Origin of the sequence: Citrobacter sp. RHB35-C21, from assembly GCF_013816515.1 — a bacterium.
GTDB classification, from domain to species: Bacteria; Pseudomonadota; Gammaproteobacteria; order Enterobacterales; family Enterobacteriaceae; genus Citrobacter; species Citrobacter braakii.
In genome coordinates, this window is record NZ_CP057147.1 from 3,254,222 (window position 1) to 3,280,666 (window position 26,445).

General features: G+C 49.8%; 36 protein-coding genes and 2 pseudogenes. 8 read left to right on the forward strand and 30 right to left on the reverse strand.

Annotated features, from left to right (window positions below):
• Position 1 precedes the first annotated feature (1 nt).
• Positions 2 to 805, forward strand: a complete 804-nt coding sequence (locus HVZ39_RS15895) for a cytochrome c1 (RefSeq protein ID WP_181633706.1) — start codon at positions 2 to 4, stop codon at positions 803 to 805.
• Between the two features lie 423 nt (positions 806 to 1,228).
• Here the strand turns inward: HVZ39_RS15895 and HVZ39_RS15900 are convergent, their stop codons facing one another.
• Together HVZ39_RS15900 and HVZ39_RS15905 are read right to left on the reverse strand one after the other, a co-directional pair.
• Positions 1,229 to 1,825: a hypothetical protein gene (locus HVZ39_RS15900; RefSeq protein WP_181632667.1), complete on the reverse strand. Its 597-nt coding sequence runs from the start codon at positions 1,823 to 1,825 to the stop codon at positions 1,229 to 1,231.
• A 62-nt stretch (positions 1,826 to 1,887) separates the two neighbouring features.
• Positions 1,888 to 2,244, reverse strand: a complete 357-nt coding sequence (locus tag HVZ39_RS15905; protein ID WP_101699898.1) for a hypothetical protein — start codon at positions 2,242 to 2,244, stop codon at positions 1,888 to 1,890.
• A gap of 252 nt (positions 2,245 to 2,496) precedes the next feature.
• Here HVZ39_RS15905 and HVZ39_RS26665 point away from each other — a divergent pair.
• From HVZ39_RS26665 to HVZ39_RS15920, 4 genes and pseudogenes are all read left to right on the forward strand, one after another.
• Positions 2,497 to 2,782, forward strand: a pseudogene (locus HVZ39_RS26665) (integrase); the annotation flags it as partial.
• Between the two features lie 50 nt (positions 2,783 to 2,832).
• Complete coding sequence (locus HVZ39_RS15910) at positions 2,833 to 3,063, forward strand: type II toxin-antitoxin system Phd/YefM family antitoxin (RefSeq protein ID WP_049040815.1); 231 nt, start codon at positions 2,833 to 2,835, stop codon at positions 3,061 to 3,063.
• 26 nt (positions 3,064 to 3,089) lie between these two features.
• A complete protein-coding gene (locus tag HVZ39_RS15915; RefSeq protein WP_049040818.1) occupies positions 3,090 to 3,419 on the forward strand; it encodes a type II toxin-antitoxin system RelE/ParE family toxin in 330 nt (109 codons plus the stop codon).
• Between the two features lie 373 nt (positions 3,420 to 3,792).
• On the forward strand, positions 3,793 to 4,056 hold the full coding sequence (locus HVZ39_RS15920) for a hypothetical protein (RefSeq protein ID WP_181632668.1): 264 nt from the start codon (positions 3,793 to 3,795) through the stop codon (positions 4,054 to 4,056).
• On the opposite strand, the gene HVZ39_RS15925 is transcribed toward HVZ39_RS15920, so the two are convergent.
• Positions 4,053 to 4,619: a recombinase family protein gene (locus HVZ39_RS15925; protein WP_181632669.1), complete on the reverse strand. Its 567-nt coding sequence runs from the start codon at positions 4,617 to 4,619 to the stop codon at positions 4,053 to 4,055. The genes HVZ39_RS15920 and HVZ39_RS15925 overlap by 4 nt on opposite strands.
• A 113-nt stretch (positions 4,620 to 4,732) precedes the next feature.
• Between HVZ39_RS15925 and HVZ39_RS26845 the strand changes: the two are divergent.
• Together HVZ39_RS26845 and HVZ39_RS15935 are read left to right on the forward strand one after the other, a co-directional pair.
• Positions 4,733 to 4,864 (forward strand): annotated as a pseudogene (locus HVZ39_RS26845) (phage tail protein); the annotation flags it as partial.
• 243 nt (positions 4,865 to 5,107) lie between these two features.
• Positions 5,108 to 5,533 carry a tail fiber assembly protein gene (locus tag HVZ39_RS15935; protein ID WP_181632670.1) on the forward strand — a complete coding sequence of 142 codons (426 nt, stop codon included), beginning with the start codon at positions 5,108 to 5,110 and terminating at the stop codon, positions 5,531 to 5,533.
• On the opposite strand, the gene HVZ39_RS15940 is transcribed toward HVZ39_RS15935, so the two are convergent.
• From HVZ39_RS15940 to HVZ39_RS16070, 27 genes are all read right to left on the reverse strand, one after another.
• The gene (locus HVZ39_RS15940) at positions 5,508 to 5,960 is read right to left on the reverse strand and encodes a tail fiber assembly protein (RefSeq protein WP_181632671.1); all 453 of its coding nucleotides are present in this window, start codon (positions 5,958 to 5,960) and stop codon (positions 5,508 to 5,510) included. The two genes, HVZ39_RS15935 and HVZ39_RS15940, sit on opposite strands and share 26 nt — an antisense overlap.
• Before the next feature lie 2 nt (positions 5,961 to 5,962).
• Positions 5,963 to 6,763, reverse strand: coding sequence for a hypothetical protein (locus tag HVZ39_RS26675; RefSeq protein WP_249419234.1), 801 nt, complete (start codon positions 6,761 to 6,763; stop codon positions 5,963 to 5,965).
• Entirely contained in the window at positions 6,756 to 7,478 is a 723-nt protein-coding gene (locus HVZ39_RS15950) for a DUF2612 domain-containing protein (protein WP_181632672.1), read from the reverse strand. The genes HVZ39_RS26675 and HVZ39_RS15950 overlap by 8 nt, the downstream gene beginning before the upstream one ends.
• The gene (locus HVZ39_RS15955; RefSeq protein WP_181632673.1) at positions 7,475 to 8,656 is read right to left on the reverse strand and encodes a baseplate J/gp47 family protein; all 1,182 of its coding nucleotides are present in this window, start codon (positions 8,654 to 8,656) and stop codon (positions 7,475 to 7,477) included. Before HVZ39_RS15955 ends, HVZ39_RS15950 begins: the two co-directional genes overlap by 4 nt.
• Complete coding sequence (locus HVZ39_RS15960) at positions 8,640 to 9,020, reverse strand: hypothetical protein (protein WP_000637185.1); 381 nt, start codon at positions 9,018 to 9,020, stop codon at positions 8,640 to 8,642. Before HVZ39_RS15960 ends, HVZ39_RS15955 begins: the two co-directional genes overlap by 17 nt.
• Positions 9,017 to 9,634 (reverse strand): Gp138 family membrane-puncturing spike protein, encoded by a 618-nt coding sequence (locus HVZ39_RS15965; protein WP_019076894.1) that lies wholly within the window; start codon positions 9,632 to 9,634, stop codon positions 9,017 to 9,019. The genes HVZ39_RS15960 and HVZ39_RS15965 overlap by 4 nt, the downstream gene beginning before the upstream one ends.
• Before the next feature lie 113 nt (positions 9,635 to 9,747).
• Positions 9,748 to 10,428: a hypothetical protein gene (locus tag HVZ39_RS15970; RefSeq protein ID WP_149691979.1), complete on the reverse strand. Its 681-nt coding sequence runs from the start codon at positions 10,426 to 10,428 to the stop codon at positions 9,748 to 9,750.
• A gap of 80 nt (positions 10,429 to 10,508) precedes the next feature.
• Positions 10,509 to 11,459: a hypothetical protein gene (locus HVZ39_RS15975; protein WP_149692084.1), complete on the reverse strand. Its 951-nt coding sequence runs from the start codon at positions 11,457 to 11,459 to the stop codon at positions 10,509 to 10,511.
• Positions 11,459 to 11,794: a hypothetical protein gene (locus HVZ39_RS15980; protein ID WP_000371268.1), complete on the reverse strand. Its 336-nt coding sequence runs from the start codon at positions 11,792 to 11,794 to the stop codon at positions 11,459 to 11,461. The genes HVZ39_RS15975 and HVZ39_RS15980 overlap by 1 nt, the downstream gene beginning before the upstream one ends.
• 12 nt (positions 11,795 to 11,806) lie before the next feature.
• On the reverse strand, positions 11,807 to 12,613 hold the full coding sequence (locus HVZ39_RS15985; RefSeq protein ID WP_181632674.1) for a phage baseplate protein: 807 nt from the start codon (positions 12,611 to 12,613) through the stop codon (positions 11,807 to 11,809).
• Complete coding sequence (locus tag HVZ39_RS15990; protein ID WP_181632675.1) at positions 12,613 to 14,409, reverse strand: hypothetical protein; 1,797 nt, start codon at positions 14,407 to 14,409, stop codon at positions 12,613 to 12,615. Before HVZ39_RS15990 ends, HVZ39_RS15985 begins: the two co-directional genes overlap by 1 nt.
• Positions 14,396 to 14,554, reverse strand: a complete 159-nt coding sequence (locus tag HVZ39_RS15995) for a hypothetical protein (protein ID WP_019076900.1) — start codon at positions 14,552 to 14,554, stop codon at positions 14,396 to 14,398. The genes HVZ39_RS15990 and HVZ39_RS15995 overlap by 14 nt, the downstream gene beginning before the upstream one ends.
• 8 nt (positions 14,555 to 14,562) lie before the next feature.
• Positions 14,563 to 14,976, reverse strand: a complete 414-nt coding sequence (locus HVZ39_RS16000; RefSeq protein WP_000032481.1) for a hypothetical protein — start codon at positions 14,974 to 14,976, stop codon at positions 14,563 to 14,565.
• A gap of 8 nt (positions 14,977 to 14,984) precedes the next feature.
• The gene (locus tag HVZ39_RS16005; RefSeq protein WP_019076901.1) at positions 14,985 to 15,416 is read right to left on the reverse strand and encodes a hypothetical protein; all 432 of its coding nucleotides are present in this window, start codon (positions 15,414 to 15,416) and stop codon (positions 14,985 to 14,987) included.
• Between the two features lie 10 nt (positions 15,417 to 15,426).
• The gene (locus tag HVZ39_RS16010) at positions 15,427 to 16,929 is read right to left on the reverse strand and encodes a DUF3383 family protein (protein WP_181632676.1); all 1,503 of its coding nucleotides are present in this window, start codon (positions 16,927 to 16,929) and stop codon (positions 15,427 to 15,429) included.
• The gene (locus tag HVZ39_RS16015; protein WP_181632677.1) at positions 16,930 to 17,418 is read right to left on the reverse strand and encodes a hypothetical protein; all 489 of its coding nucleotides are present in this window, start codon (positions 17,416 to 17,418) and stop codon (positions 16,930 to 16,932) included.
• The gene (locus tag HVZ39_RS16020; protein WP_249419235.1) at positions 17,415 to 17,747 is read right to left on the reverse strand and encodes a hypothetical protein; all 333 of its coding nucleotides are present in this window, start codon (positions 17,745 to 17,747) and stop codon (positions 17,415 to 17,417) included. The genes HVZ39_RS16015 and HVZ39_RS16020 overlap by 4 nt, the downstream gene beginning before the upstream one ends.
• A gap of 20 nt (positions 17,748 to 17,767) precedes the next feature.
• Positions 17,768 to 18,340, reverse strand: a complete 573-nt coding sequence (locus HVZ39_RS16025; protein ID WP_090050855.1) for a hypothetical protein — start codon at positions 18,338 to 18,340, stop codon at positions 17,768 to 17,770.
• A gap of 19 nt (positions 18,341 to 18,359) precedes the next feature.
• The gene (locus tag HVZ39_RS16030; protein ID WP_019076905.1) at positions 18,360 to 18,722 is read right to left on the reverse strand and encodes a DUF4054 domain-containing protein; all 363 of its coding nucleotides are present in this window, start codon (positions 18,720 to 18,722) and stop codon (positions 18,360 to 18,362) included.
• 14 nt (positions 18,723 to 18,736) lie between these two features.
• Positions 18,737 to 19,705 (reverse strand): major capsid family protein, encoded by a 969-nt coding sequence (locus HVZ39_RS16035; protein WP_181632678.1) that lies wholly within the window; start codon positions 19,703 to 19,705, stop codon positions 18,737 to 18,739.
• Positions 19,706 to 19,708: 3 nt separating this feature from the next.
• Positions 19,709 to 20,200: a hypothetical protein gene (locus HVZ39_RS16040; RefSeq protein ID WP_181632679.1), complete on the reverse strand. Its 492-nt coding sequence runs from the start codon at positions 20,198 to 20,200 to the stop codon at positions 19,709 to 19,711.
• A 2-nt stretch (positions 20,201 to 20,202) separates the two neighbouring features.
• Positions 20,203 to 21,348, reverse strand: coding sequence for a DUF2213 domain-containing protein (locus HVZ39_RS16045; protein WP_181632680.1), 1,146 nt, complete (start codon positions 21,346 to 21,348; stop codon positions 20,203 to 20,205).
• A gap of 3 nt (positions 21,349 to 21,351) precedes the next feature.
• Positions 21,352 to 22,203 carry a phage minor head protein gene (locus HVZ39_RS16050; RefSeq protein ID WP_181632681.1) on the reverse strand — a complete coding sequence of 284 codons (852 nt, stop codon included), beginning with the start codon at positions 22,201 to 22,203 and terminating at the stop codon, positions 21,352 to 21,354.
• Positions 22,194 to 23,483, reverse strand: a complete 1,290-nt coding sequence (locus tag HVZ39_RS16055) for a DUF1073 domain-containing protein (RefSeq protein ID WP_181632682.1) — start codon at positions 23,481 to 23,483, stop codon at positions 22,194 to 22,196. Before HVZ39_RS16055 ends, HVZ39_RS16050 begins: the two co-directional genes overlap by 10 nt.
• Positions 23,483 to 24,901, reverse strand: a complete 1,419-nt coding sequence (gene terL / locus HVZ39_RS16060; protein ID WP_181632683.1) for a phage terminase large subunit — start codon at positions 24,899 to 24,901, stop codon at positions 23,483 to 23,485. Before terL ends, HVZ39_RS16055 begins: the two co-directional genes overlap by 1 nt.
• Positions 24,867 to 25,346 (reverse strand): DUF2280 domain-containing protein, encoded by a 480-nt coding sequence (locus HVZ39_RS16065; protein ID WP_069721560.1) that lies wholly within the window; start codon positions 25,344 to 25,346, stop codon positions 24,867 to 24,869. Before HVZ39_RS16065 ends, terL begins: the two co-directional genes overlap by 35 nt.
• Before the next feature lie 30 nt (positions 25,347 to 25,376).
• Positions 25,377 to 26,027: a putative metallopeptidase gene (locus tag HVZ39_RS16070; protein WP_181632684.1), complete on the reverse strand. Its 651-nt coding sequence runs from the start codon at positions 26,025 to 26,027 to the stop codon at positions 25,377 to 25,379.
• A 126-nt stretch (positions 26,028 to 26,153) separates the two neighbouring features.
• Between HVZ39_RS16070 and HVZ39_RS16075 the strand changes: the two genes are divergently transcribed.
• Positions 26,154 to 26,327 carry a DUF2158 domain-containing protein gene (locus HVZ39_RS16075; protein ID WP_181549045.1) on the forward strand — a complete coding sequence of 58 codons (174 nt, stop codon included), beginning with the start codon at positions 26,154 to 26,156 and terminating at the stop codon, positions 26,325 to 26,327.
• Positions 26,328 to 26,445: the final 118 nt, after the last annotated feature.

The following is a 26,445-nucleotide window of genomic DNA, read 5'->3' on the forward strand; positions in this document are numbered from 1 at the left end:
GATGAAACAACTATTGAAAATCAGCATTCTGTCCTTTTCTCTGTTGGGACTGGGTTCCTCCTATGCGCAGGAAGCCACGCCTGAACGGCAGGAATGGAGCTTCAGCGGCATCAATGGCCAGTATGATAAAGCGCAGCTTCGGCGTGGCCTGCAGGTTTATGAAGAGAAGTGTCGCGCTTGTCACGGCATAAAGCACCTTAGCTTTCGGTCGTTGACCAGGCCCGGCGGTCCGGAACTCACGGCTGAAGAAGCAAGAAGTATCGCCAGCGGCTATCAGTTTCCTGAGATTCAGGATGACGGCCAGATTGGCGAGCGAGACGGGACGCTAAATGACAGCTTCATCTCGCCGTATCTAAACGAGCAGGAAGCACGATACCTTAACAATGGCGCTTCTCCCGTTGACCTGAGCTATATCGTGCGTGCCCGTTCATACGATCGCGGATTCCCGCAATTTCTGTTGGATGCTTTTCTGCCCTACACGGACCAGGGAGCAGATTACGTCTACGCGCTGCTAACCGGCTATCAACCTGCCGATCCCGAACTGAAGGCTAATCGCTATTTTCCCGGTGGCTTGATTAACATGCCGAAACCGCTAACCAGCGGAGAGATTCAATGGCGCCCGGCGTCGCTACAAGCTGAAACGGAGGAGCAATATGCCAGGGATGTTACCGCCTTTCTGGCATGGGCGGCCGACCCAACGCTCGCAGAACGAAGACAGCAGGGATATTACGTTATGGGCTACCTGACCTTTATGCTGGGGCTGCTATGGATATTACGACGAATGAAAAGACGTTCGCTCATGTAGGCATTGCCAGATATGAAGATAATTCAGTTCGTCAGCTTTCCGCCGGGCAGCAGCGCTGAGTTGCCCTTGCGCGACTAGGGCTGGTGAAAGATGGCATGACATAAACTGCACAAAACGAAAAAACCCCAAGCTATTAAATAGCTTGGGGTTTATGTTTGGCGGAAGCGTAGAGATTCGAACTCTAGAACCCTTTCGGGTCGCCGGTTTTCAAGACCGATGACAATTTCAATAAAATCAATGACATGATATTTTTCTTGGTAAATTGTACGAACTTTGCACCCAGAAAAAACAACATGTTAGGCACAACCTTGAAGATAGTATACCAACACTTTCAAAGAAATCTGCCTTCCATGGCTATCAATTCCGGTTCATCATAATCACCATCATCAGGTGGTGTTCCCGGCATTGGCGGCCGGGGATGTATTAGTGCCACTGCCCCCCCCTTTTTCTTAATCCCCTCACCAGCATTCCCAGTAAATCTTTTCCATCCTGACTGCGTAATAAATCCGGCTGCACAGTAATATTTTCAGCCACAAATTTTAAATCATCGCCGGGCAGAGATTCTTCAAGAACGGCAATAATTGCCTGCATGGGTTGCGGCGCCTCTGGTTGGCGCTCCTGAATGTACCTGTCGACTTCAGTTCGGATACTCTGCACAAAATGATCGTTTTTCTGAGACTGCATGGCTTTTCGCCCCATATCCTGTGAGGCCTTAAAAACACGGTTGGTTACTTCATCCAGCGTTTCATTTGCTTTGACGGCATTAACCAGTTTGTTGCTTAATTCAGTCCATGCGTTTTCGTATTCAACAACAACGTTTGCTGATAATGCGGTCGCTACCGCTGATGCAACGGCGCTTAATTTGCCAAATGAGGCACTGACTTTTTTTACGGAATTATCAGTTTTGTCAAAACCCGACTGCATTTTTTTGTTCGCGCTATCAACCTCTTTTTGTGCGATCAATAAAGGGGCTGTCTGGGCATTTACTGTGTAATAAATGCCTCCCAGGTCTTCTGACATGATTTCCTCCGGGCAATAAAAAACCCCGCCGGAGCGAGGTTTTAGTTATTTAAAATTATTATCTATTTAGCGTTAAAACACCCTGGCAGGGTTTTATCCAGTATCAGGTTGCCTTCAACCGTAAACCCCTGAACACCAAATAAAAATGCGTACATATAGTGTTCGACAACAACATTAGTTAATCCCACAGCGCAACGATCTTTCTCAATAGCCTTGTCCGCTGCTTCCTTAACATTTGGCATACCGAGAGGGAAAATAACTATCGCGGAACTATCCTCCCCGGTAACACGATTACCGGTGACAAATTGTCCTCCGTTCATATTGTAATTTTTAGTGCTTGCCACCGTTAGATCAGCAACGCGCTGACTGCACCCCGATAAAAATAACACTCCCAAAATACACATCGCCACTCGTTTCATTTTACAACTCCATGCCTGGAAAAATCGCACCGTATCACTACGCGCGAACAGTGCCAGAGCGAATCCGTGATTTTAACAACTTTAGGAATTTATAAAAATTAACTGAAATTATTCATTAGAAGTAAACATTCACTGCAATAGATGATCTTAATAACAGTGATTTTTATCACGATGAGTTATTTACGGATACTAATCTATTAGTCTCTTCGTTTAAAAGTGCTGTTGGCGCGGAATACATTCGGTACCGGCGGTGAGTTTGTTGTGACGACAAACAAAGGCAGTCGTGTGATCCCGAAAAAGTTAAATAACTGTTGGACGATGCGAAACGAACTGCAGAGCAGAAAGCCAGCGTTCCGTTCGATCGCAATTTCCACGACATTAGAGCAAAGGAGATTTCGGACTACGCAGGTTCCAGCCGAGACAAGCAACTATTTTCTGGTCATAAAACGGAAATCATGTGCTGGTTTACGACCGCAAAGCGAAGGTGACGCCGACGTTGGACGCTCCATTCATTGAAAAACAACACCGTTGTATTTAGATCAAATTTAGACTAAATTAAGACTCCCATAACTGATAAAGGAAAGTGCGATGCGAATTGAGACTATTAGCTTCGTTAAGAAAAATGCAGCTTCTCTCAATTTATCTGAGCCGATCCTAGTAACACAAAATGGCACTCCCGCGTACGTTATCGAGTCTTATGAACAAGTGCAGGAGCGGGAAAATGCTATTGCTCTTCTGAAGCTTCTCACACTGTCTGAGAAAGATAAATCTGACGGTAAGGTACTTTCGAAGGAGCAGTTACTGGATGGGCTTATATGAGAGAATACTGATATAAGGATCCTGTAATGGAAAGCGTCAAAATCGAATACACGCATACAGTCAAAACCTGCATTGATGACATTGCCAACTATCTGCATCACGTTGACGTGGAAGTGAAGCCCGTGATTACCGACATTCTTGAGCAGTTTGAGAAACAGGTCAGCCAGTTTCCCCTCGGTTGCCAAGTTTGCCCGGAGTTGATCAAGATTGGGGTTGCAAAGTATCGTGAGTGTAACACTGCAGGTGGTTATAGAGTTTTGTATTCGGTAGATGGTTCAACGATTACGGCACATGCAATTTTATCACACCGCCAAGACGTCAAACAGTTGCTGTTTAAACGACTAATCCAAGCCTAAAAATCTCCCGCTTCGGCGGGATTTTTTTCGTCTAAGTTCTGACAGATGAGGAAAATATTCCAACAAGATATTCCAATAGCCGAAAATAACAAGGGGCTACCTTTCGGTAACCCCTTGTTTAATTTGGCGGAAGCGTAGAGATTCGAACTCTAGAACCCTTTCGGGTCGCCGGTTTTCAAGACCGAAAAATAATACTTAAAAATCAAACCTATAACACAATAAAAAAGAATAACATCAATGTACAAAGCACATCAAAAACAATACATTAGGCACAACGCAAACAGCGATATTCTTCGAAATTATGCACTATGTCTTGACTGATTATCTGCTATTGATGATAGTGACTGTATAAAAACACAGTGATGAGGCTATCATGAAAAACAGAGAGTCCAATGTCAGCAGCCTACAAGAATTAGCCAATTTTGACATCGGCTATTCCTTGCTCACAAATGAAATCTATCTGTCCGCATCATTCATCGATAACATGGCCTGCATCCCACATTGGCCAGTAAAGGAGTTCCCAGACCAGTTTATGTGTATCTCACGTACTCGTGCAGAAGAATTGATAAAGGAGTTACAGAAAGCAATACACTACATGGATGCAGGCATTGATAACCCCCATGGTAAGTTCAACTAGTTTCCGACCTCACATATAGACACAGGGAATTTTTTGTACAGTGTAGATACTCCAACATCGTAAATAATTGAAACCTGCTTTCGATCCATTCCATTTTTTATCAAACGTCCCATTTGCGCCCATTCTTCACTACTAAATTTTGGGCGCCTTCCACCAATACGTCCTTCTGCGCGTGCGGCTGCTAAACCGGCCCGGGTGCGTTCGACAATAAGCTCTCTTTCCATTTCAGCCAGCGCGCCCATTACATGAAAGAAGAATCTCCCCATAGGCGTACTCGTATCGATGCTATCCGTCAGGCTCCGGAAGTTAACCCCTTTCTCCCGCAGTTCCTCCACTAATACAACAAGATGTCGCATGCTGCGGCCGAGGCGATCCAGTTTCCACACCACCAGCGTATCCCCTTCTGATAGCGTCCTGAGCACCTTTTTTAATCCGGGTCTGTCGGACACCTTACCGCTGATCTTGTCTTCGAAAATCAGCTCACATCCTGCACACTCGAGCGCATTTCGTTGTAGTGCAGTGTTCTGGTCATTTGTTGACACGCGTACATAGCCAATAAGCATGATAAATCCCTTCGCTAAAAGCTGGGATCATGCCATCTGTACCTGAAATATTCATTTTCGCAAACGTTGGTTTGGGAGATGCGGCTAAACAGGGCGTGGCAACAATTCAGCAGATGCAGGTTGGGACGGCAACAAATTTACTGCCAACCGTAGCTGCCGTTATGGGGCTGTTCAGCAAGCGCTCGTTTGGACAAAACGATTTTATCCGCATTCCTGATGTTCCTGGTGGGCTGATTGTTCAGTGGGGGAAAAGTGGAGGTGCTGATGCAGCAGGTCTGATTAAAATTAATCTGCCAACAACTTTCCCTGGAGCATATCAAAACGCGCAAGCTATCTATTTTTCACCAAACAGAAAAAGCCTGATTGCGCAGGTTGCAAGCCTGACAGCAACAGAACTCCAGCTATTTGCTACGTTTGCTGACACTAATACACCGGCACAAAGTGCTTCTTTGTGGTGGATTGCAGTTGGGAACTAAGGAGAAAACGAGATGGTTTATTTTATTCCCGGCAATCTGGGCTTTATTCCTGAAAGCTGGAAATCTGACGGTACATATTCAGATAAAGAATGGCCTGACGATGCGGTTTTGCTCTCAGATAGTGAGGCTTTAGAGTTCTGGAAGCAAAACCCACCAAATGGAAAAACGTTGGGCGCTGTTAATGGTCGCCCAGCATGGGTTGACCTTCCTGAGCCAAATTATGATGAACTGATTGAAATTGCTGAGCAGCAAAGGACACGCCTGATTGATGATGCCATGCAATCAATCGCCGTGATTCAGTTGAAACTACACGCAGGTCGTAAACTAACGGGTGAAGAAACCCTCAGGCTGAACCAAGCACTTGATTACATCAATGAGGTGGAGGCCGCAGATACCTCCACCGCGCCAGATGTCAGTTGGCCTGAGCGCCTGGCTTAGGAGGCCAGTCAATATTGGGGGCTTTTGTTGTATCGATTCGCATCAGGAGCACCCGATATTTTTTCCAGTCTGTAAGTTCACTGGCTTCATCAGCAGTTGCGATGCCTGCTTCAACCGCGTCCTGTCGCCAGGCTATTTCCGCATCTGCTTCAGATCTTAAAGCCTGTCGTTGTTGTTCTGCGATGGCAACCCGTTGCTCCTGCGACGGAGGCGGCAGCGATGGTGGATTTGTCAGTACCGGGTAGCCATTTTCATCGGGAACAATAATTTTCCCGTTAGCCTGACCAATAAATAAATCACTATACTCAGAAGCTGTTATTTCAACTGCATCTTCAGGCCAGCCCAGTGGTGAACCCTCAAATAAATCCCGGCCTGATTCCAAATAAAAGCCTTTATTGTTTGCACTATAAAAATATTTCTCAGCCATGATTAGTATCCGAATGCAATATATTTACCCTGACGCGGAGAAACATCAGCATTACCCTTATTTATCGTTGCCTGAGCAGGACTAAGCCCCAGTACACCAATCTGGTCATTAGCTGAAATTTCAGGAACAGGGATTACCATCAGGCATTTTCTTGAAAATGCCTGGACAAATGTCACTGTTACGCTTGCGCCAGCCGCCGCCCCTATAGACCAGTCCCCGACACGAATTTGTAGCATTGCTGGTAATACATTAAACCACATCCCAAAACCGTCTGATGAAAACGTCGCACCGGGATTCCCCGCACTGTAAACACGGCTGGGGCCGTCATACAGACCAGAAGAGGCGGTAATGCTTCCTCCGGTAATATTGACATTATTCGCGTTCTGTTTTGCCAGACTTCCCAAACCAAGGTTTGCGAGACCGTTTTTTGACGTTAATACAGGAGTCCATTTTGCTGATGGTGGCTGGCTACCAACATTTGCATTTTGTAAGGACTGATAAGATTCACCGTTATGTGTGCAGTTCGAACCGAGATGATATTCCTGTTCTGCATGCCACTCTGGAACCCCCATTTGGTGCTGATACGCAATGAACTGACTCATTGCATACATTGCCGCATTGAAGTCCTCAAGCGAGGGGTGTTCGGAAGCGCCAACAATGCCCCATCCGCGAAGGAATGATGCCGTAATTTGCGAGGTCAGGTCGTCTGCCTGATTTGTTCCCCCAAACACAGTTCTTTCCATTCCCTGTGCATCAGAGGCAAAAGCCCGAACATTTCCCTGATATCGTGCAATCTTAGACATGGATTTTCCTCGATAAAAAACCGCCCTGGTAGGCGGTATTAAACTTGCTGGCGAATCCTCTGGCCGAAGGGTTTCGCGAGAAACCGAATGTCAGACCAGGAGTCACCTGATAAAAATAATCGTATCGAACGCCCGCAGGTTTCGGCAGCAGGCCAAGCTTCACAATCAGGCGTAACTCTTCAACTGATACCTGCGGCGAAACGTTCAGCGCAAGCGTCATGTCTTTTCTGTCGGTCACGTAAGCTTCACCGTTGAATGCCGTCTGTATTACATCCTGCAGGCTGACTCGATCGTCTGACGCTATCGTTGCACCAGCGGCGTTTCGCGCAATTTTGACCCGGAGGAACCTGCGATACTCATTGTCAGCCAGTTGGTAATCACCATATGCCGGGGAAAACTTGCTGTAGAAAGGTGCTCCGACATACGCGGCATTAGATTTACTGTCGAAGCCTGCGGTATTCAGATGTCCGTCAAACCCGAAAAATACACGGGCAATAACAGCCGGCACACTGCGGGGAAGGCCGACTATCCGGCCAATAACATCAAGCCGGTATCCGGTAACCCGGTCGAGATCAAAGTTATCTGGGTTACGAATAAAATCGGCGATGATTTGCCAGTGCCTGAGCATGGCCTGTATCTCTGACCTTGCATTTTTCTTTTCCCAATATTGCTTGATGAGCATTAGCGTGTAGCGGTTAATGATGTCGTCATTCACTGGACCACCTCGTTAACGTCTATATTTTCCACACTCAACGTGAACTTTCCCTGAAATCCTGGCGATAACTCAGCATCGGTGTAATCTGCCCCATTACTACTAATTTGCAGATTGGTCAGTACAAAATTTACCCGTCCTACCCCATACCCATTCTCATAAAATTCATTGGCATCCACAGACTCACCAATATGCATGGTGCGTGATGCTAGAGATTTTTTGAGAGCATCGATATCTATCGGTTCGCTTTGGATCTTCCGACGGGCATTAAGCCTGATATGAAGCGGCTTATAGATGGGTCGATCAAACTGAAGTTCATGGGCTATAAGAAATGAGGTGCCGTCAGGCCGAATCAGGGTTTCGGTGTAGCGCCCGGTTATGCTGCCTTTCGTTCCCGTTCCACCGCCTTTCTGTTTAACCATCACCTCTACAATTTCTGAAATTGCTCCCCCCTCAACGACCAGCCATATTGAATTGGCCGGGATCCCCGTCGTTGGATTATCAATTTTTGTGTCGTTCTCGCCGATATTCAGATCAATTACACCTGTCAGTTGAGCAACTTTGGCGAAAACCGCACCAGTGCTACCTGTTGCCGGGTTCTCAAGCGACCGGTTCCGGCGTTGCCTGAATTCTTCAGGCGTTTCCTCATCCCTACCGACCACAACCGCGGAATCAGAGATAATGCTCACAATCCCTGGTTCTGGTGTGAGTTGAATGAAGGTGTCGTTCACAAGCCCAGTAACTTTCCCAAAGTTTTGAGCAAAAAAGGTGGCTGTTGTGACGCCCGCCGGAACGGTCACGTCCTGTCGGATAGCCCAGACCTGATTTGCCTGATCCCGTATCTTGTACCCGCTATAGAGAAGCACCGGCCTGTCTGTTGTGACTTTAAGGTCACGCTGAGACCGGGAGCCAGGGCGAAGGAAAAGCCCGTGAAGTTTGGCGATAATCTGCTGCATATCACCAGTATTAAAATCGGGGTCCATTTGGGAATAAAGCCATTGCAGCGCAGCTTCAATATCTGCCCGAGCCTGAGCTTCGATTGCCACGCGTTGACCGTCGGGAGATTCCTGGTCTAAATCGATATCCTGACCATAAATTCCCTTATATCCGTCGCTCAGTTCCTGAAATAACTCCCGGAGAGTGTTTGTCTCAAGGCCGTTGTCGCTAAACTGTAGTGCCATTCTTCAACGCTCCGTTGACCGGGAAGGTGATCGTCTGCTGGTCATAGACGGTCTCAATGCTGAGTTCGATTTTTTGTGACCGGGTGGCCTTATTGACCTCCATCGCCAGAGCGGTAATGCGCATAACCCCATCCGTCGCCAGCGTCACGCGCTCTATCTCCCGCAAAATCTCCTGCTCGGTGTTTTTCTCTGATAACAGGTAAAGCCAGTCGATGTTGTCATCCATGTTGAGAGGATTATCGTTTTTGAACGAGCGGATCCGGCATTTGGCTTTCTGCGCGATAGCAGCGCCGCCGGTTATATAGTTTGCCTTCCCGCGCCCAAATCCCCAGTCGTCATTCTTATCAAGTGCTGAAACAATCATGAGATCTCCGTGACAATACCGTTGGTAACTGTGATTGTTTTCCCGTCATCGCTTCGAAATGAACCAGACACCCCAGACTTACCGCCTGTCTTTACCTGTGAATATTGGAGTACATTTAGAACATCGCATTCTTCCAGAGTCGTCTTACCCTCTTTCTGGGTAATATTCCCTGTGAGGTTTAAATCACCCTCATGGTCAGTATCCCCTTTCATCATCCTGTTCTTCTTAGGGATAGTGATCGCGGTAGCCTGTGGGTTAACCCCACACAGAGCGAAGCCATCTGAATAATCGTGCATACGCATTTCAAGTGGTGAAACAAAGTCGCTACCCGCATACCAGGCGTCATAACAACGCTCAGAGATAAGGACGAGGCAATAGTCACCAGCCGCAATTGGTTCAGCGATATAACTATCACCGCCTTGCAAAATTACCGGGGGGACTTCAATGAACTCTGGGAGTTGCTTGCTGCTTCCTTTCACAACCCGATTGATAACGGGGACGCAACTGATTGTTTTGTCATTTACAGACGTTATTTTTGCGACAACAATGGTGTGAACATCGGCCAGAGCGAATTCAACACCCAGGCTGATAGTGTCGTGAAGTTCTTCAACCATAAATTTCGCCCATAAAAAAACCCGCGATTATGCGGGTTTGAGAAACTAGTTATCTATGACGCCAAGTAGATATCCATGAATGATAAAAAGCCAACCTGAGTGGGCTTCGTCTATTATTGCTTCATGCCATCCATAAACCATGCAGATCGATTTTTAATGTCGGAAAAAAGCATTGATGTTGTGACATTAGATAGTGTCAAAGGAACCACTTTCCCCGCGCCAATTTCTATATCGTTTTCCACAATCACAGGGTCTTTCCCTATATATACCCCAACAAAATTCGCTGTAATTGTTTTATCGGTGTCATTCGTCAAATTAAGAGATAAAGATACATCTGAAGGAGAGAAACCTCCCGCAATGCTTGGTTTCTTTCTCGCCTGATCAAGACTTTGCTTTAGCTTTTGACCGAATGCGACATAAGCAAAATTTTTCTCAGTGTCACGCAATACCCTAATTTGACTTGTCGAGTCTGCCACCTTGTTGGCTGGGCCATATGCAATAGGGACTGAAAATGATGCAAAACTATTAAATTTCTTCTGAAAACATTCTTTAAACTCACTTTCAGGAATTATTTTTGCTATTTCATTCTTAGCATCAACTAATCCTTTCGATGGTTGGCGGGAATCCTCGTAACTATTGCAAGCGGGGACTTCAACATATAAATCTGCAGAACCTGTTTTTAGTTCGCTGCCCAACAATCCTGACAGGGGTATCGATGCCCCCATGTCAATTTTGCAGCCATTCAGTGCCAGCGCCGAGACCACTACCGCCCCCAACATCACTACCTTTCTCATATCACCACTCCTTTGCAAAGGGACTATGATGTTAGCACTGCCTAAATAAATAATTCCAATTGTTTGGGTAATGAATTCCTTTATCTAACAACGCGATAATTCCCCGCAGGCTGGCACACGATCTTCTGATACCATGCGGCCCCGTTGTTCTGCCCACTGGTTTCAATCTGGTATATCTTATAAACCCCGTTTAGCGCGGGGTTCGTTACACTTTCAACAGCGCAAAGCCCACCGATCACCAGCGTAGGATTCAGTTTCGTGTCGAATACTATTTGCCCTTTTGATTGAGGGGGTAGCGTGCTTGAGTCAACCTTATCTTTGCTACCGCCCCCTGGATCGGTTTCCGGGTCGTTAGTGGGCTTTTGCCCCTTCTGACCGCCGGCATCTTGTGCGCTAATCTTCGTTGCCTGAGGCGTATTTAGCAGACCGCTACGCGCATTCACGACTGGAATGTTACCCGATGTAACCTCATTAGCCTTTAGGATGTGGACGCGCTCATCTTTGATGAAAAATGACTCGTCAGGCGCAAGGGTATCGGTAAGAATTTTACTGGAGCTACCTACCAGAACCTTCGGCCTGATAAGCGCCTGTTGCTTCGTCACAGAGCCTTTTTTCGTGTTTGGCATGTCCTGCAAAACGGAATCGACGACCTGATCCTTACCGCGCACCGTGCGCGATGTGAAGGAATTGATATAGTCGTGACCGCCGTCTTCGCATTCAAGGCTGACGATGTGGATCGCACCTTCACGTTTTACCGCCCCGCTTTTAACCGAACCCTGAAATACCTGGCGCAGCTTGCCGTCGTAACCCACCTCGAGGCGAACGGGGATATACTTCTCTTCATCTTCGGACTTGAGCAATTGCAGGCGCGTGGAGGGCTTTAAACCGTTGATGGACACACTCAACTTGCCGAGTGACTTCTTGTCCACGGTTTCCAGCGCCTTGAATGACATGGTGATCGGTGGCTCGATAATCACTGCTTGATTGCCGAGCCCTACCGTCAGCCGATAGTCACGGTAAAAAGTATCCATCACGGCACGTCTCCCCCGCGAATATCAATCATCTCTTCCGGCGTGACCAAATACATTTCGATGCGCCCACTGGCGAAGTCATCAGCCCGATACGGGTCAATGCCGGAATTGTCAGCGCAAAGTAACACAACGTCGAAAGGCCAGTTCTTGTGCCGAAAATGTAGCGTCCCGAGGGACAGCTTCACGCCATCGATGTAATCACCGTTGTACTCCACGCGCATTTTCCACATTTCAACCGTAGGCAGATAACGAATAGTGACCACAGCCTCACCACGGTCAAAAATCAGAACATGCCGCTGGATAGGTTCGTCAGTGATGTTGGTTATCGGGTCCATACGTTGCTCTCATTAGAATAAAGATTTCGCCGCACCTTTTAACGAGGTCATGACTGATTTTGACTGGCTAGCCCCGTTACTTTTTTTAGAATTACCAGCGGGCGTCTGCGCGCCCTTATTAGCAACGCCTGCTGTTTTTGATTTAGCAGCTACCGAGGGGGATTTGAAGTGCTGCTCTATCGGTGCAGTAGTCAGTTGCGTGAAGGTAATTTTTGTAAAACTGGCCTCAAACTTAGTTTCCATCGTCTGATTGTCAGTGCTGATGAGCAGGCCGCTTAATGCCATATTTTCATGAGTGCGATAATCTACCTCCACGGAAATAAGCTGCTTGCCGTAGTAGACCCCCTCAAGGAAGTCGAGAAATTGCTCACGTATACCTTTTGCGCCACCAGTTGACGGGTTGCCCACCAGCCCAAACAGGTCGGCACCTTTATCAGCCAGGCGTTTTGCCTTTAAGATGGCCTGCTCTGCGCGGTCGGCAATCTCATTCATTTTTTGCAACTGCTGCTGCGTCTTTGTGGGGATGTACTCCAGCACCTCGCCATACTTCGAATAATCTGGCATCAGGCTAAAAGAAGAGTTTGGTTTCGCATCGACATAGATATCGGCAACAACACCGCTGATTTTTATCGTCAGAGGGCCGTTGATAATATCGTCAGACGCGTTACTACCGTCCTCCAGCATGTCTACCGGAACCTGAGATGGGTATTCAGTAGCGTCGCTCACTCGGGCAAACATTGAGAACCCGCCGATCCCTACCTTTTTAACAGTATCTTTGCCAGAAGATTGCGCCTGCATGAGGCCGTCTATAATCCCCATTAACGACCTCCTCTGCCACTCAACCGGTTGGCATCCTTCATGTTTTGTTGCAGGCTATCTGCCGCAGTATTCCCGGCGACAACCGGATCGGATGTGTTGATGTGAATCGTGTTCTGCTGGCTGACGCTTGAATTGCTTGTCACGCCACCACCAGCGATCCCCACCGCAGCATTCATGCCATAGGGGATGCCATCTGGACTCATGCCGCCGTTACCGCCACCGGTTACTCCCTGCTGCTGTTCATCCTCACCGAACCCGAAGAATGACTTTGTCGCATTCCAGGCATTTGAAGCAGCGTTGCTGATAATATTGCTGATGTATTCCCCCAGCCCAGCAAAGATGTTTTTCGCCCAGTCAATAAAGGCCGTGAACGGTTTTTTCATCAGTTCAACGCCGTTATCGAAGATTTTAACCACATCCCCCCATGCACCTTCAAAATCGCCCGTGACTAACTTCCATAGTGCTGAGAACATCAGCTTCGTGTTTTCGATGGCAGTAGTGAATACATCAACGACAAACGCGCCGGCATCGCCAAACACGTATTTAATCGCATCACCAACGACACCAAATGCACCAGTGATAAACGCTATAAGAGAATCAAAGACATTCTGCGCATCCTTCATCGCATCCTGAAAATCACCCGTAAACGCACCTGTGATGAGATGCCACACCATCCTGAACATGGAGGCAATCGCATCCGCAAGCGGTTTAAACACGCCAATGGCGTAGTTTATGAAGGCCATGAGCGACGCTTTCGCCTCTTTCAGTGCGGGAACAATATCTATTCCCCAGTTATCTTTGAAGAAATCAGCAATAACGCTTTGGCCACCTTCCATAGCCGTCAGCAAATCATCGATAACAAGAACGACAGCGATAATGGCGGCAGTGATCAGTACGACAGGAGAGAATATGGTTGCCAGCACCGTTCTAAGTCCTATAGCTGCAATTTTCCAGGCTACAAATCCGGTAGTAATAAGACCAATAATCGGCAGGAATCGGCGGATCATACCCATGACGGAGAAAATAATTTCACCAAGATGGGCCAGCCCGTTTTTGATGATGTCTTTATTAGCAATGAGAAAGTCCGTAAACCCATCCACCAGGTCTTTCAGCACTGGCACAAATCCGACGGCAACCTGAAATTTGATACCATCAAAACCTTTCCCCAGCGTAGTCAGAGAATCGTTGTAGGCCGCAAACTGATCGGCCTGGTCTTGCGTCACAACACCAAGCGCCTCAGCCTTGTTCTGCAACGATGATATTTCTTCGCCCGTCATGGATAGCAACTGCACCATGGAACGGTCTATACCCATCTTATCCAGAACAGAAAACTTCTCTGCCTGGCTCATGCCGTGCAGTTTGTCGGCCAGTTCACGAAAAATCACATCGGAGTTTTTTACCTGCCCGTTCATATCCTTGAACTGAAGGCCCAGCCTTTCAGCAACGTCTTTTGCTTCCCCCTCTCCGGTGGAAACGAACTCCCCCACTCTTTTTGTCATCTCACCGAGCGAAGCCTGCAACGCATCAACACTTGAACCATTTACGGACGCCGCGTAACCCAGTGTCTGAACGGTCTCGATCGCCACGCCCGTTTCCCGGGAGAACTGGACCAGCGGATCAATAGACTGACTGACAGACGTCACCCAGCCAGCAACTCCTGCAGCCGAACCGGCGATAGCAGCCCCAAGACCGGCAAGCAGACCAATAGACGCTTTCAGATTCGCATTGAAGGTTTCCTGCGGCGCCAGATCACCGATAAAGCCGAATTTGGTAATAAGCTCGTTAACTATCGCCATTCCGCGCCTTCTCCATCTCGTAGTGTTGAATGTCTGCGCTGATATTCTCGAACTCAAGCATGTCAAACAGCTCTGGTGTGTCTAATTTAACAAGTTCGTGATAGGGGCCGTATCCGGCCTTTGACAGCGCCAGATACATGCTCATGTCGTCGCTTATGTTCGAGGATTTAACGTAAATTTCTGAACGTCTGGAGCTTCTGAACGTGAGTTCATATTGCTCCCGCCCATAAAAGGCAGGCTGATAACCTGAAGCGCTGTTGTGATTAGCATGACGTAATCACCAGGGTAGGATTCGAAGTGTTCCGGCTGCTTGGACAGTTGCACACCGTCAAACAGAACGTAATCGAACATCAGGCGTTCAATTTCCTCGAATCGCTCTGAGTCCAGAAACTCCAGGGACTGCCGCGATAACTCAGAGGCAATGCCTGTGAAGAAAGCAAAAACCTTGCGGCGTTTTTTGTGTGTCATCGCTGCAAAGTCGTAGCGGTTGCCGTTAATCTCAGCAAAACCGTCATCGTAGACCGCCTTGATCATCTCGAGTGCTTTTTTCTGCTGTTCTTTAGACATATCTCGCCTTATACGTTACGCACGACATTGCGGTACTCAATGGTGTATTCCATCAGTGCGTTAACGTCCTGGTTGTTTTTGGTTTGCGTCGGTTGTGTGGTGATAGAACCGGCCTGTAGATCGTAGGTTTCCTTCAGTGCCGCGCCGTCGCGCACGAACGACTCTTTAACTGAGCCATTAAAGACAACGGGGATCGCAGCGTTACGCTGCTGGTTGAGCCAGATATCATCGTTAGAAAACTTCTGGACGCGTATCACCATCACATGTACCCCGGCATCAACACGCCCGGAGATTGTGACGCCGTTATTCGCACTATTGGCGCGGCTTGTAAGCGGATTGGATGGCGTCAGCGTGACGTAGTCCCCCGCTGCGATATCCGTGATGATTCGCCCATTAAGAACGATGGTCGCGGTATCTGCACTGATAACAATCTGAGACATTTACCGCTCCTTATTTATTGAAATTGATGATGATATCGGCACTGTGAACAGCACCAGCATTCTTCACTGCTACCTGAACAACCGGGGATTTGCGTTCCTGCCTGTCTGCGGTTGACTGGTCTTTCAGGTCACCGGCCAGCACGTAATACCCGTTTTGCTCGATATTTCGCAGAAACATATCCCGATCCCCGAAGAAGTCAGGCAGCGTCCAGGTACCCGGATTGAACACCCCGGCCTTCACAAACCCATGCGTGGTTTTCTCTACACAGTCCTCTAACTGATCAACGCCATAATAGGTTTGTGGGACTTTAGTCGGCGTGGTTTTAAGGAGGTTGAAGGAATCCGTCTGCACTGCGTCAACGTAGGCCATCAGGTTATAGACGTTGTCGACAAAATCATTAGCACCGCTCGACAGCACGCAGGGAACGTCTTTAATCGTGGTGTAGATGTCGAGACCTACGCGCTTCGCTTTGTCGATCTCCGTCTGCTCATAACTTTCGGCCGGCACGTTCATCGTTTTGAGGTGCAAAGTGATTGCGGTACGTTCTCCGTTGAAATTAACGGTATGCGTGCGCGCCATATAGCTGACACCAAATTTCCGGTTGCCTGCTTTGCTGTAGAGCATGCGGAAATTACTCTGGCTGGCGAGTGTTACCTCCCATGCCGGGTTAGTCGGATCAACTTCCAGAGCTGCCGAACCGGTAAATGTCTCATACACGATTACCGCGTTCGCTTTAGCCCATGAAGCGATCAACGGCACCTGCGCATCCAGAATTTTGTCGATGAAGGCCGCGCCTTTTACGTTGACCTGCGCTTTGAGTTTGCTGAGAGATTCCAGTTGTGTTTCCGGTGAAATCTCAGTTGATGCGCTACCGTTTACCAGCGAAGCGCCGGAACCCTCCGCAACCGCCAGCAGATCGCCAATAAAAGAGCCACCATCCAGCACTGTCGGATAACCAACAACAGAGTTAGTCCCTGTCGATTTGCTGGTAATCGCTATACGGCTGCCATCAAAAACAACCGATGCAACATCTGGCGTAATTTTCGCCTGGATTTGGGCGATAACATCTGCCAGTGTCGTCGCCGTCATGCCATTAATTTCGGTCACATCGTGCTTCGTGCCGTCAATCTCAATACTGAATGACCAGTCAGACTTCTCGCGTAACGCTGGCAGTACGACTGCCTGAGAAATCTCACCACCACGCAGTAAACCGCTGGTCGCAGGCAGCGTTTCCCCGGCAGCGTTCCAGTAACCGACGATCAGCGTGCCACCCGCGGATACCGGGTTAGGGCTGGTCCCGAAAAACACATTCGCAAAAGCTGCGGTGACCGAAGAAGCCCCCCAGTCCTGTTCGACAGCAGGTGCGCTTTTGTATGAACGCCAGCGTTCAGCGGTGCTCAATACCCCCGGCTGGCTGGTCAGAATCGCGCAGACGTTCATGTTATCGCGCGCCGCCGCCCGCCCCTCTTCGAGAAGCGTCACATTAATGACGTTATTAATTGATGCCGACATTTATTTGTCCTCTAAAAATTGAAACTGCGGCGTATCGATGCGCAGTGTCTGCACGTTCCGCGCAGGGGCATACTGAACATTGAAACTCAGGTGAACACGGTTGCCGTGGGACTGCCCCAGGAGTTGCCCCACATCGATGATGTTTGAGACGGCCATGATGGTGAGTGAATGTATTCGGCGCAGTTCGTTCGCGTGCTGGCTTTCACTCAGCATCAGGAAGTTTTCAGCGTTGACGTAAGCCTTATCCCCGTAAAACTCCAGGACAATCGCGTGGCTCACTGAGGCGCTATAAGTCATCACTTCAGCGTCACCATTAAAGCGCTGTCCCCGGGCCAGCACTGATTGCGGTAGTGAGCCGTTTACCACGATATAACTGGTGGAAAAGTCGGACGCCTGCACGTTCCGACGGTCGAACTTGATCAGCTGCTCGTCGTAGTCCAGAAGGTCACGCACGAAACGCGCGACCGCTTTCAGGTGGGGTTGTGTCATGGCGTTGGCACCAGTAGCGGGAGCCGGGTTTCCTCGGCGATGACAGCGCAGAATCCGTAATCCATAAAATCGGCCGGGGACACGACTTTGTAGTCCTTGCCTCCCTTCTCGATAAACTGACCGGTTTCAATTTTCAGCCGAGCATGAATCAGCAGATACTCTTTCGACCAGTCCAGACTATCCAGCGTCAGATTCTCTTTGTTCGCGCTTTGCACCACCGCCAGAATGTCCTGGCAGCTAACAGTCACGGACGGTTCAAAATCGATAGTGGTTTCAGTGCGGGTTTTGAGTTTTACAGGCTGTTCCCAGCCGATTAATGCGTCGCTCATATCAAGGTCTGATAAGTCGCTCACTTACGAACCTCCCACGTTATGGCACCACGCAGGGCGCCTGTATCAATTAACGGCGCAGACGATCCTTTAGCCTTTTTAGTTGCAGCAGTGATATCCGGCCACGTGCCATACCCGGCAGTCTCAAAGGCTTTCACGCTGATATTTCGTGCTGTCGCGCCTATCAAATTTAAAGCGGTGTCAGCATCCATACGCCCGGAACCTACGGCTTCACAGGCCTTTTCGATTGCCCGGTTAATTTCCGACTTTTTGAGGGTGAAAGGAGCGCGAAGAAAGGAGCGTTCGGGAATGGTTATCTTGTGGGCCGCCGTAAAGCCGCTAACCGGTCCCATGAAGGTCTTGCGGGTAAAAGTAGCTTTTCCACCGGTTGCCATATACCCCGTCCCGCCAGGGTGATCGATTTCAGCACCGAACTCGTGAACCGCCCCGATCTCAATTATCGATGTTCCGTCATCGTGGGTTTTATTTCCCACCTTGCCCGCTGGCAAACCTACTGCAACGTAATGCGTTTTCATCGCCTGCAGGTTATTCAGGTATTCGGTGGTAAGCTTTAGCGTTTCTTCCGGAGTCATAAAAAACACTCCCTGTTAACTACCGTATCGCCAGCACATGCACACCTACCAGCTTACGAAGCCTCAGGTACTCCTGACCGAATGAGCTTGAGCCGTATCCATCATGGCTGGCCCCAAACCCGGCATCGGGCGCAGAGTATCCCAGAGACACGCCTGCAACGGATCGGCTGGTGATTGTCTGTAGGGGTTTCCCGTTACTACTTCCGGAGGGAGTGAGCGCGCCAGCCGCATACAGCAGATGCGCCGCTAAAGCATGAAGCCCTTGCTCGTAGAGCTTGTTCCACACCTTGCGGCTCATCTGGTTAGCTGCATCCTGTAGCGCCCCCTCTATGCGTGCAGGGGCAACACTGGCGAACTCGGGGTAACGAACGGTGAATTCCATGCTACCCCCTGTGATTACTCTGCCGGAGAGGATTTGTAATCCACATACACCGCGGACTGCGGCTGTTTCCACATCGCGCCACCGAAGGCAGAACGATAGCCACACTCATAGGTCAGCAGATCACGCTGTCGTACCGCCAGAAGCTCCGGCATATGCACTTCCATTTCGACGTAATCGGCTTCGTAGGTGTATATGGCCAGGCGGGTTTTACCCGATTTGATACCTACCGCGTAATTGCTCGGGACTTTCACGAAAGTAATGTTGAAGGACTCATTACCAGAAGCCTTACGCAGCGCCGCCATAATGCGATCCATCGCCGCAATCGGAAGCAGGTCAGTACCCACAACGATCGGGTTCGGGTCGAATTTCTGCATGGCGAGCATAAAGTCGCTGGCGTCCATCGCAATATGTGTTGGCTGGATGCGATAGCTGGATTTACGCCAGGCCACGTTGTAAGCATCCAGCACCAGCTTCACGAATTCATCAGAGGTCATTTCGGCGATGGTTTTTCCTGAAGCATCGATGACAACCTGAACCTTCGCGCCTGTCAGCAACCCTTCCTGCCCTTTAACTCCGCGATGGCCTACGTATCCCGCGTACTGGATTGTTGCGAGGGCGTTGGCATACAAATCATCCTGCTTTTTGGTCTGCAGGTTGATGTTCAGACGTGCGATCTTCTCCAGTTCCTGCTGAGTCCAGGTTGCGGCTTTAGCCCACTGGCCAACAGGCGCTTTCAGCCATTCGATATCACTATCAATGGTTTTCAGGCTGTTGGTTTTGTTACCAATGATGCCGTCTTTCACCGAGCCGACCACTTCGGACACGCCGAAATCCACATATTCCAGGGAGAAATCGAGGCCTTCTTTGACCGGGAGAGCCTCGCCGATATTAATCTCCGGCAGCTCTTTTTCCTGTAACTCCATGTCACGTTCGGTCAGCGCTTCCTGCAATACTTCTTCAAAATCTGCTGATACCATAGGCATTTGTTATGCTCCTTCCGCTGGCTGTGCTGCCTGCTGTACGTAACCCAGGGTGATAGCCACGCAGTTGTTGCCCGCGCTCACATCTTCCACCCAGTAGCCCAAATCAATATTGCCGGTTGCTTCGGTCGTGACCTTCCCGGCATCGGCCCCCGTCGCCACGATGTATGCCGCCGCGCCACGAGTAAAATCAGCGTCATCGACTGTCAGCGCGCCGACGCAGTCGCCGTGAGAGAAATGCCCTACGTTGACCTGCTTGGTGTGCGGTGCACCATCACCGTAAATGTCACGCACCACAATCCCGTGAATGCGTTTGCCAGCTGCGAGAGGCATCACGCCGCCGTCCGGGTTGACAGCTACGAACGTGCCATAGGGCAACTTCGTTTCGGTCAGGTTCTCTTCCCCCCAGACTTTATCGTTAGAGCTGGAGGCGCGTTTGATTGAACCTGGTTTAATAGTGCCGTCGGCACCATCCCAGTCAGTGAATCCGAAAGCCATAGTTATTTACCCCCAAGGCGTTGAGTTGCGGTTTTAGTGCTTTTATTGGCGGAGTCGTTAAACAGATGAGCACCGATTTCACTGCGTGGTTTCGAGGTGGCCTGAATGGCTGCATAAGCCGCACGGACTTCGCTGTCAGTCATTGCTTTGACCTCAGCATCGTTAAATGCTTTAGTGCTCACCAGTACGGCGGCGCGCACGTCACGCGCTGATTTGGCATCATTGAAGCTGACTTTAGGGAAACGGGATTTCGCGTCTGCCAGTGTGGTGCTGGTTTCATTGCCGGATTTCAACTGCTCCAGTTCTTCTTCCAGTGCTTTAACCTTCGCTTTCAGATCGGCGTTTTCGGTTTCCAGCGCAGTGATTTTCGCGTCCTTGTCGTCACCACCAGCGGCAGGATCTTCATCGTTCGGCGATGGTGCCCCCGTCATGCCTTCCAGTTGAGTTTTAAGGTCAGTGAGTTGCGCCAGCACTTCCTGAGCCTTTGCCGTCGCCTCGTCAGTCCCTTGCCCCTGGAGTTCTTCCAGCGCCTTTTCCAGCGCGGCGATCATGCCGACCAGTTCGTCGGCCGTCAGCGCTACGCCTTCCGCATCCTTCAGTTTTTTGCCCTTCAGAAACGCCAGGGCATCAGCTAATTTTTCAAACATTGGCTTACCTTTTTTGTCGTTTAACTTGCACTGAGGCCCGTAGCGCCCCGCTGCCACGCCCGCGACGTGGTTGCCGCGGATGTTGATGTGGTAAAACTTCCCGTCCCTTTCCTCGAGTTCGGCAGGCTCATACCCAACGGACACTTCTCGGATCCCCGTCTCTTCCAGCGTCTCGATTCCCGCGGCATCCGTCAGAAAAACGTCACAGACCACTTCACCGCCCTCAATGCGAGTGTTGGCGATGTGTCCGGATGCTTTGTCTTTGTGGTCTGCTGCGGTGACCTCCCCGTCGTCGGGGTGCGTTATGGTGAACGGGAGGCCATTGAATGAAGCGAGAGTTTCGGGTTTTGATAGTTCGTCGAGGGTGCGAACTACGGTGATTTTTTTGTTGGCATCGCTGCCAGTGAGTCCCAGCTCGTGGCCGTAATACTCAATCGGCCCGGCGCGGGTGATCGTCGCAGTGGTAATCACGTACCCCTGCGGTGTTCGTTTCCACTTCATTGATTAATCCCATGAGACGTAAGGGAGGGCCAGGCATCGGCATTGGTAATCCTCGCCGGGTTTACCGATGAATGCCCCGATGGTTGAGCGTTTCTTCCACGTTTTGCCGCCGTCGTCTGAGTAGACCGTCGGATCGGAGTATTTACAGAGCATGCCGTTTAACGCGGAATGACTGTCACGCTCCCGTTCGTCGCCAGTACCTCCCCACTCATACAGGTCAAGACCAAGAGCAACATTTCGCGCTTCAGTCAGGTCTGCGTTCAGTTTTGAGGTCTGGTCACGAGCGATGAACCTTGCACGATTGCGGGTGACCTCCCCACGCTCCTTAATCAGGTCAATGAGGTTTTCATGTCGGCCACCGTCTTTCATGTTCTCGAAAACCGCCGCGCCGATATCGTGGATAAAGTCGGTATGGATGGAGGTGATCAGGTCAACGTTGTCATTAACCGCCTTTTCCATTTCTGGCTTTATCGCGCCATCGCCGAGCATTCCGGTCAGATCAATCCCAAAAGCCTGAGAGAAAGTACGCTGCGTCTGCTCTTTGTTCTGCAGGTTTGCCCGCGCAACGAATCCGGCAGAGAGTCGGGCGGCGACCTCCTGAATTGAAATGCTCGCCAGACGCTGCATGACAGCAGCAAGACGCGTCGTAATTGAGAGAGGTGTGCTATCGGGAGCATCGGTGAGCGCAGGTTTGCCCAGCTCGTCAACAAACGTCTGGACCATGCTGTCGATAAAATCCGTCAGCCTGTCTCGATACCAGACCTCTGCGCGCTTGCTGGCGGTTGGTGGCCGCATCCGTCGACGTCGTGGTTTAAGACGCCCCTGTTTGCGCTCCAGCAGCTGTTTCAGGTCCATGTGCCACTCCCTGCGACAATCGCCTTAATTTCTGCTTCGGTGACCGTCTTCAGTACGCCCCGGTTTATCATTTCCCTGATAGCGACTTCTTCCGTCAGGATTGAACCCGTTACCAGCGTATTAAATCCGGTGGCATACTGGCTAAACCGGTTAGCTTCGTCAGCCTCGTTAATGCTGTCGATTGTCGGATATTCGTAGGTAAGGCTTTCCGTTATGGCGAGTTTATCCAGCGTGAACTGGTCGGCGAAATCTTGCATTGGACGAAGCCGGGACTCCTGCAGTCCGTTAATCGTCTCGTAATAGGATTTATTGTCTTCCTCGCCGCTGCTGAACCCGCTGGCAGACTCACCAAACAGAACCGTTATGGGCCTGTCCAGCGCCCCGGCCAGCACAATCGCCATTTTGCTAATCACATCCGACAGCCCGGTAAATTGCGCGTTTTTCTGCTCATAGCGCCCCTGTGCCTGTGTATCACCAGCATCAATCAATAACATCCCGGTTGAAGATTTGGTGTCCTTCATCACCCTGGCATACTCGCGAACCTGCCCTTCCTGACCCGCTGCGATCTGGTTATTCATGCCGGGGATAAACAGCACATCGACGTTTGCCTCCTGTATGGTGTCTCCGGTGCTGAGGATTGCTGTGTCGAAGGTTTTGATGTGCTCATAGGGCGCCTGAAGGTCTGACGTACCAAACTTTGCGCGATCCTTAATGCTGTGATTGCCCAGCTTTGTCCGGCAGCAGCGGGAATGATGAAACCTGAGTTGCTTCGTCCCGACGTCAAGTTGATACGTTAGCGGTTCACCAAAGCAATCTGAGCGGATATCGGTGATGACATTACTGTCCGGCGTGTACTCACCTTTACGGAACACCAGGAATTTAACGATATCTTCGCGTTGCAAATTGAGCGGCAAGGCGATCTGGTCATCAGCACAATCCGTGATAGCCACGATTAGCGAGTCACCCAGCAGAGAGGCCCATCCCAGCGCGCTGTGAAAGACTGCATTTAATTTCAGTTCTTTTTCAGCATCAGCGATGCGCTTGGTTATGGAGCTATCGACATCGCCAGAAAATTTACGGGGCAACTTCAGCATGTCGTCGGCGGTTTTGTTGATGTACTTTTTCACCACCCACGATTTTTTATACATCGCGAGCAGCTCTTTATCAGGTACGTCAGGCTTACGGCTGCTATACCGTACTGCGCCAATCTTCTCGCCGAGCGAGGTCATTAAGCTAACCAGGCCATCATTCAGACGACCAACGATATTTTTTCTCGTCATTACATGATGTCCAGTGGGCTGAGTGTTTTTCTCTGATACAAATCGCGTAATCCCTGCGTCATTGCATCGACAACGTCATCGTTCGCGCCGACAGGGAACGTGGTAATTTCCTCAACTGTCTCGGTGATCCACGGAGCGATGTCTTTATGGGGAAGGAAAACGTTTCCCGCTTCCCATACAGCGGTGATCGCATGCGCCCTCGCAACTTTGCTGCCGTCCGGTTCAACAGGAACAAGCCCCGCAACGGTGCTTTTCAGCGAATCAATAACCGCCGGTCCGTTGGCTTTGTCCTCCACCAGCTTGCGCAGGCCTTTGGGGTATTCGTCGGCCATGCGTTTAACGGCTTTAAGCGTTGCGGTGAAACTCATGCGGGCTCGAACCTGATGAAGCAGATAAGCATTGGCGCCCTTTTTACCCCACACCTGACCGACAACGTAGTCAGTGCCTTCGCTGTCTTTAAACGTCATATCCCAGCTGTGGATGACTATGTCGAAGTTGGTCGGCAAGTCTTTCGGGAGGTAATAATTGATCCATTCGTCTTTGAAGATGGAGCCACCAGCCTGTTTTGGTGACTGCTGATACATCGCAGACCAGAAGTAATCCCCGAGAATGGTTTTGGTTTCGAGCAGTTTCTCTTTTGGGTGCAACTCTGGAACCAGCGCTTCGCCCTGTTCGTTGATTGCAGGGAACGCCAGCACCTTAGCGCGCGGCGTGATTTCCACCACACGCCCGGATAAATCATCTGTCGCCCAGCGGGTCGCCATGATGATTTCGCCGCTGTTTTTCGACAGACGCGTTTTAAACGTGGAAACGTACCAGTTCCAGATAGATTTCTTAGTTGTCGGGCTAAGTGCTTCTTTGGCGTTTTTTATCGGGTCATCGATGATACCGAGATCGATTTTCTTCCCCGTTAACGGGCCGCCTACACCCGCACAAACATACGTCCCCTTATGGTTGGCTATGCCGAATTCATCAGTGTTACGCTTTACGGCCACACCATCAGCCGGCTTATTGCCCAACCAGACGTCCGGAAAAATGTTGCGGTATTCCGGCGTGGACATAATGCGCTGAACGTCGGCGTTCATATCCCCGGCAAGGTCAGCAGAGTAGGACAGCGCACCTACGCGCATTTCAGGATATTTTCCGAAGAAATACGCTGGCAGGTAACGCGAAACGATATCCGATTTACCATGCTGCGGCGGCGCACCGAGAATCAGTATCGGGCGCACTCCATTCATCATATCCAGCAGGAACTGATCCAGAGCGTCGCAAACCGTCTGAGAGAACTTGCTGGTGATGTATTCGGGGTTAATGTACTGAATGAAGTCGTGGAGACTTGCCCGCGCATTACGTCGTTTGAGTAACTCAGCCGCTGCTTCCTGCTTACTTACCAGCGATAATTGCGGCGAGCTGCTCATCAGTCAGATCCTCCGCGCTTACTGTGTGATTATGCTGTATGGGCTCACCATTCGGGCCTGAATGCTCAAGCTTCTGCTTGTTGCTATATGCCTCGCCAACTTCTTTCGCGGCCTGTTCGAGGAGTTGGGCCGTCATACCGATATTTTTCATATTCTCAGCGGTCATCGACATCCTTTGCAGGACACGCAGCCGGTAGGCTTTATTGGCGATCGGGATATCGGAAATTTCATTCTGGAAGCGTTCGCGAGTTGCGTTGAACAGATCAACCCATTTTTTTGCTAACCCTTTTCCACTCACCTTCGTCGGATCGTGCGATTCGACTTGCTGTGGGGTTACTTTTATCCCGAAATCTTTTTGGATAGCGTCAACAACAATCGACAGGGTGTCATAGCACGCAAGCATTTGAACAATGGCGGCCTTCACCTCTGGTTTTAGCGCAGCCATAAATCACCATCCTTCCAAAGCATTCCAAATTTATGCCAGTTTCAACATGCACGTCCCGCACGCTCTGGCGATGTTAAGTTTTGCCACCTCTGCAGGTTGATTGGCTGCGTCCACCAGTTCTTGCACATCGGTGCTCGCTCCGTATCTACGCACAACACCAACGAACTCTTCGACATCGTGGCCACGCAGTGTAAGCACTGGCTGCCCGGTCTCTTTATTGAACTTTGGCGCGCCATAGTCATCGGTGGCCTGGGCGATGTGGTAAAGCTCATGCTCTACCAGTGCGCAGAATTCGAGGTCGCTGCATTGTGAGCAGTAGTCGGCTGCAAGCGTGATGATGAATTTCGGGATGCGCCCGAACCATTCATACATTTGCTGTTCCATTCTGGCTTTCTGCCACCCACCGGCACGAAGCATTACCTGTTCGGCCTGACCGAGAACATATCGCCCTTTTTTCGCGAACGATTCTGAAGCCCACATAAAGCACAAATCAGCTTCAATTAAATGGGCGTGGTCAGGATTATGGATGCTTCCGCTATCGCTGAGGATTTGTCGGCTTATCCACTCATGCACTTCATTGGCGGGGATCAATCTGGTGTAGGGCTGCCAGTTATCGGGGCCAATGAAATTAACTGGTGGAAGTGGGCGTTGCGGAAGCTCACTCGAGGACGGTTTTGCCATAAAGATCTCTAGCTTTTATAAAGTTGTCAGTACATATTGGTTATGCAAATCAATGGGGCGCTAGCGTCATGGCATCCCTATCTACAAGTTAAGGCGATCAATTTCTTTTTTGATATGGAGGATTAAATGTCTGAAAAATTGGAAGATGGAACCGTTGTCCAATTGAAGTCCGGTGGCCCCCTGATGACCGTAAGCTACTTTGATGACGAACGTGATCAGTACTATTGCGAATGGTTCGTTAAAGATGAACGGAAATCAGGATTTTTCAGCGGGACCTCTCTCGCTAAGTCGGACCACTGAGAATCAGCAATATTAACGTCACATTATCGAAGCCACTCCTCGGAATGGCTTCTGTAATGCCATCAGGTCTCACTTGCAAGCTCAACCAAATCTTTGAAGTCCTGGCACATATCCAGTC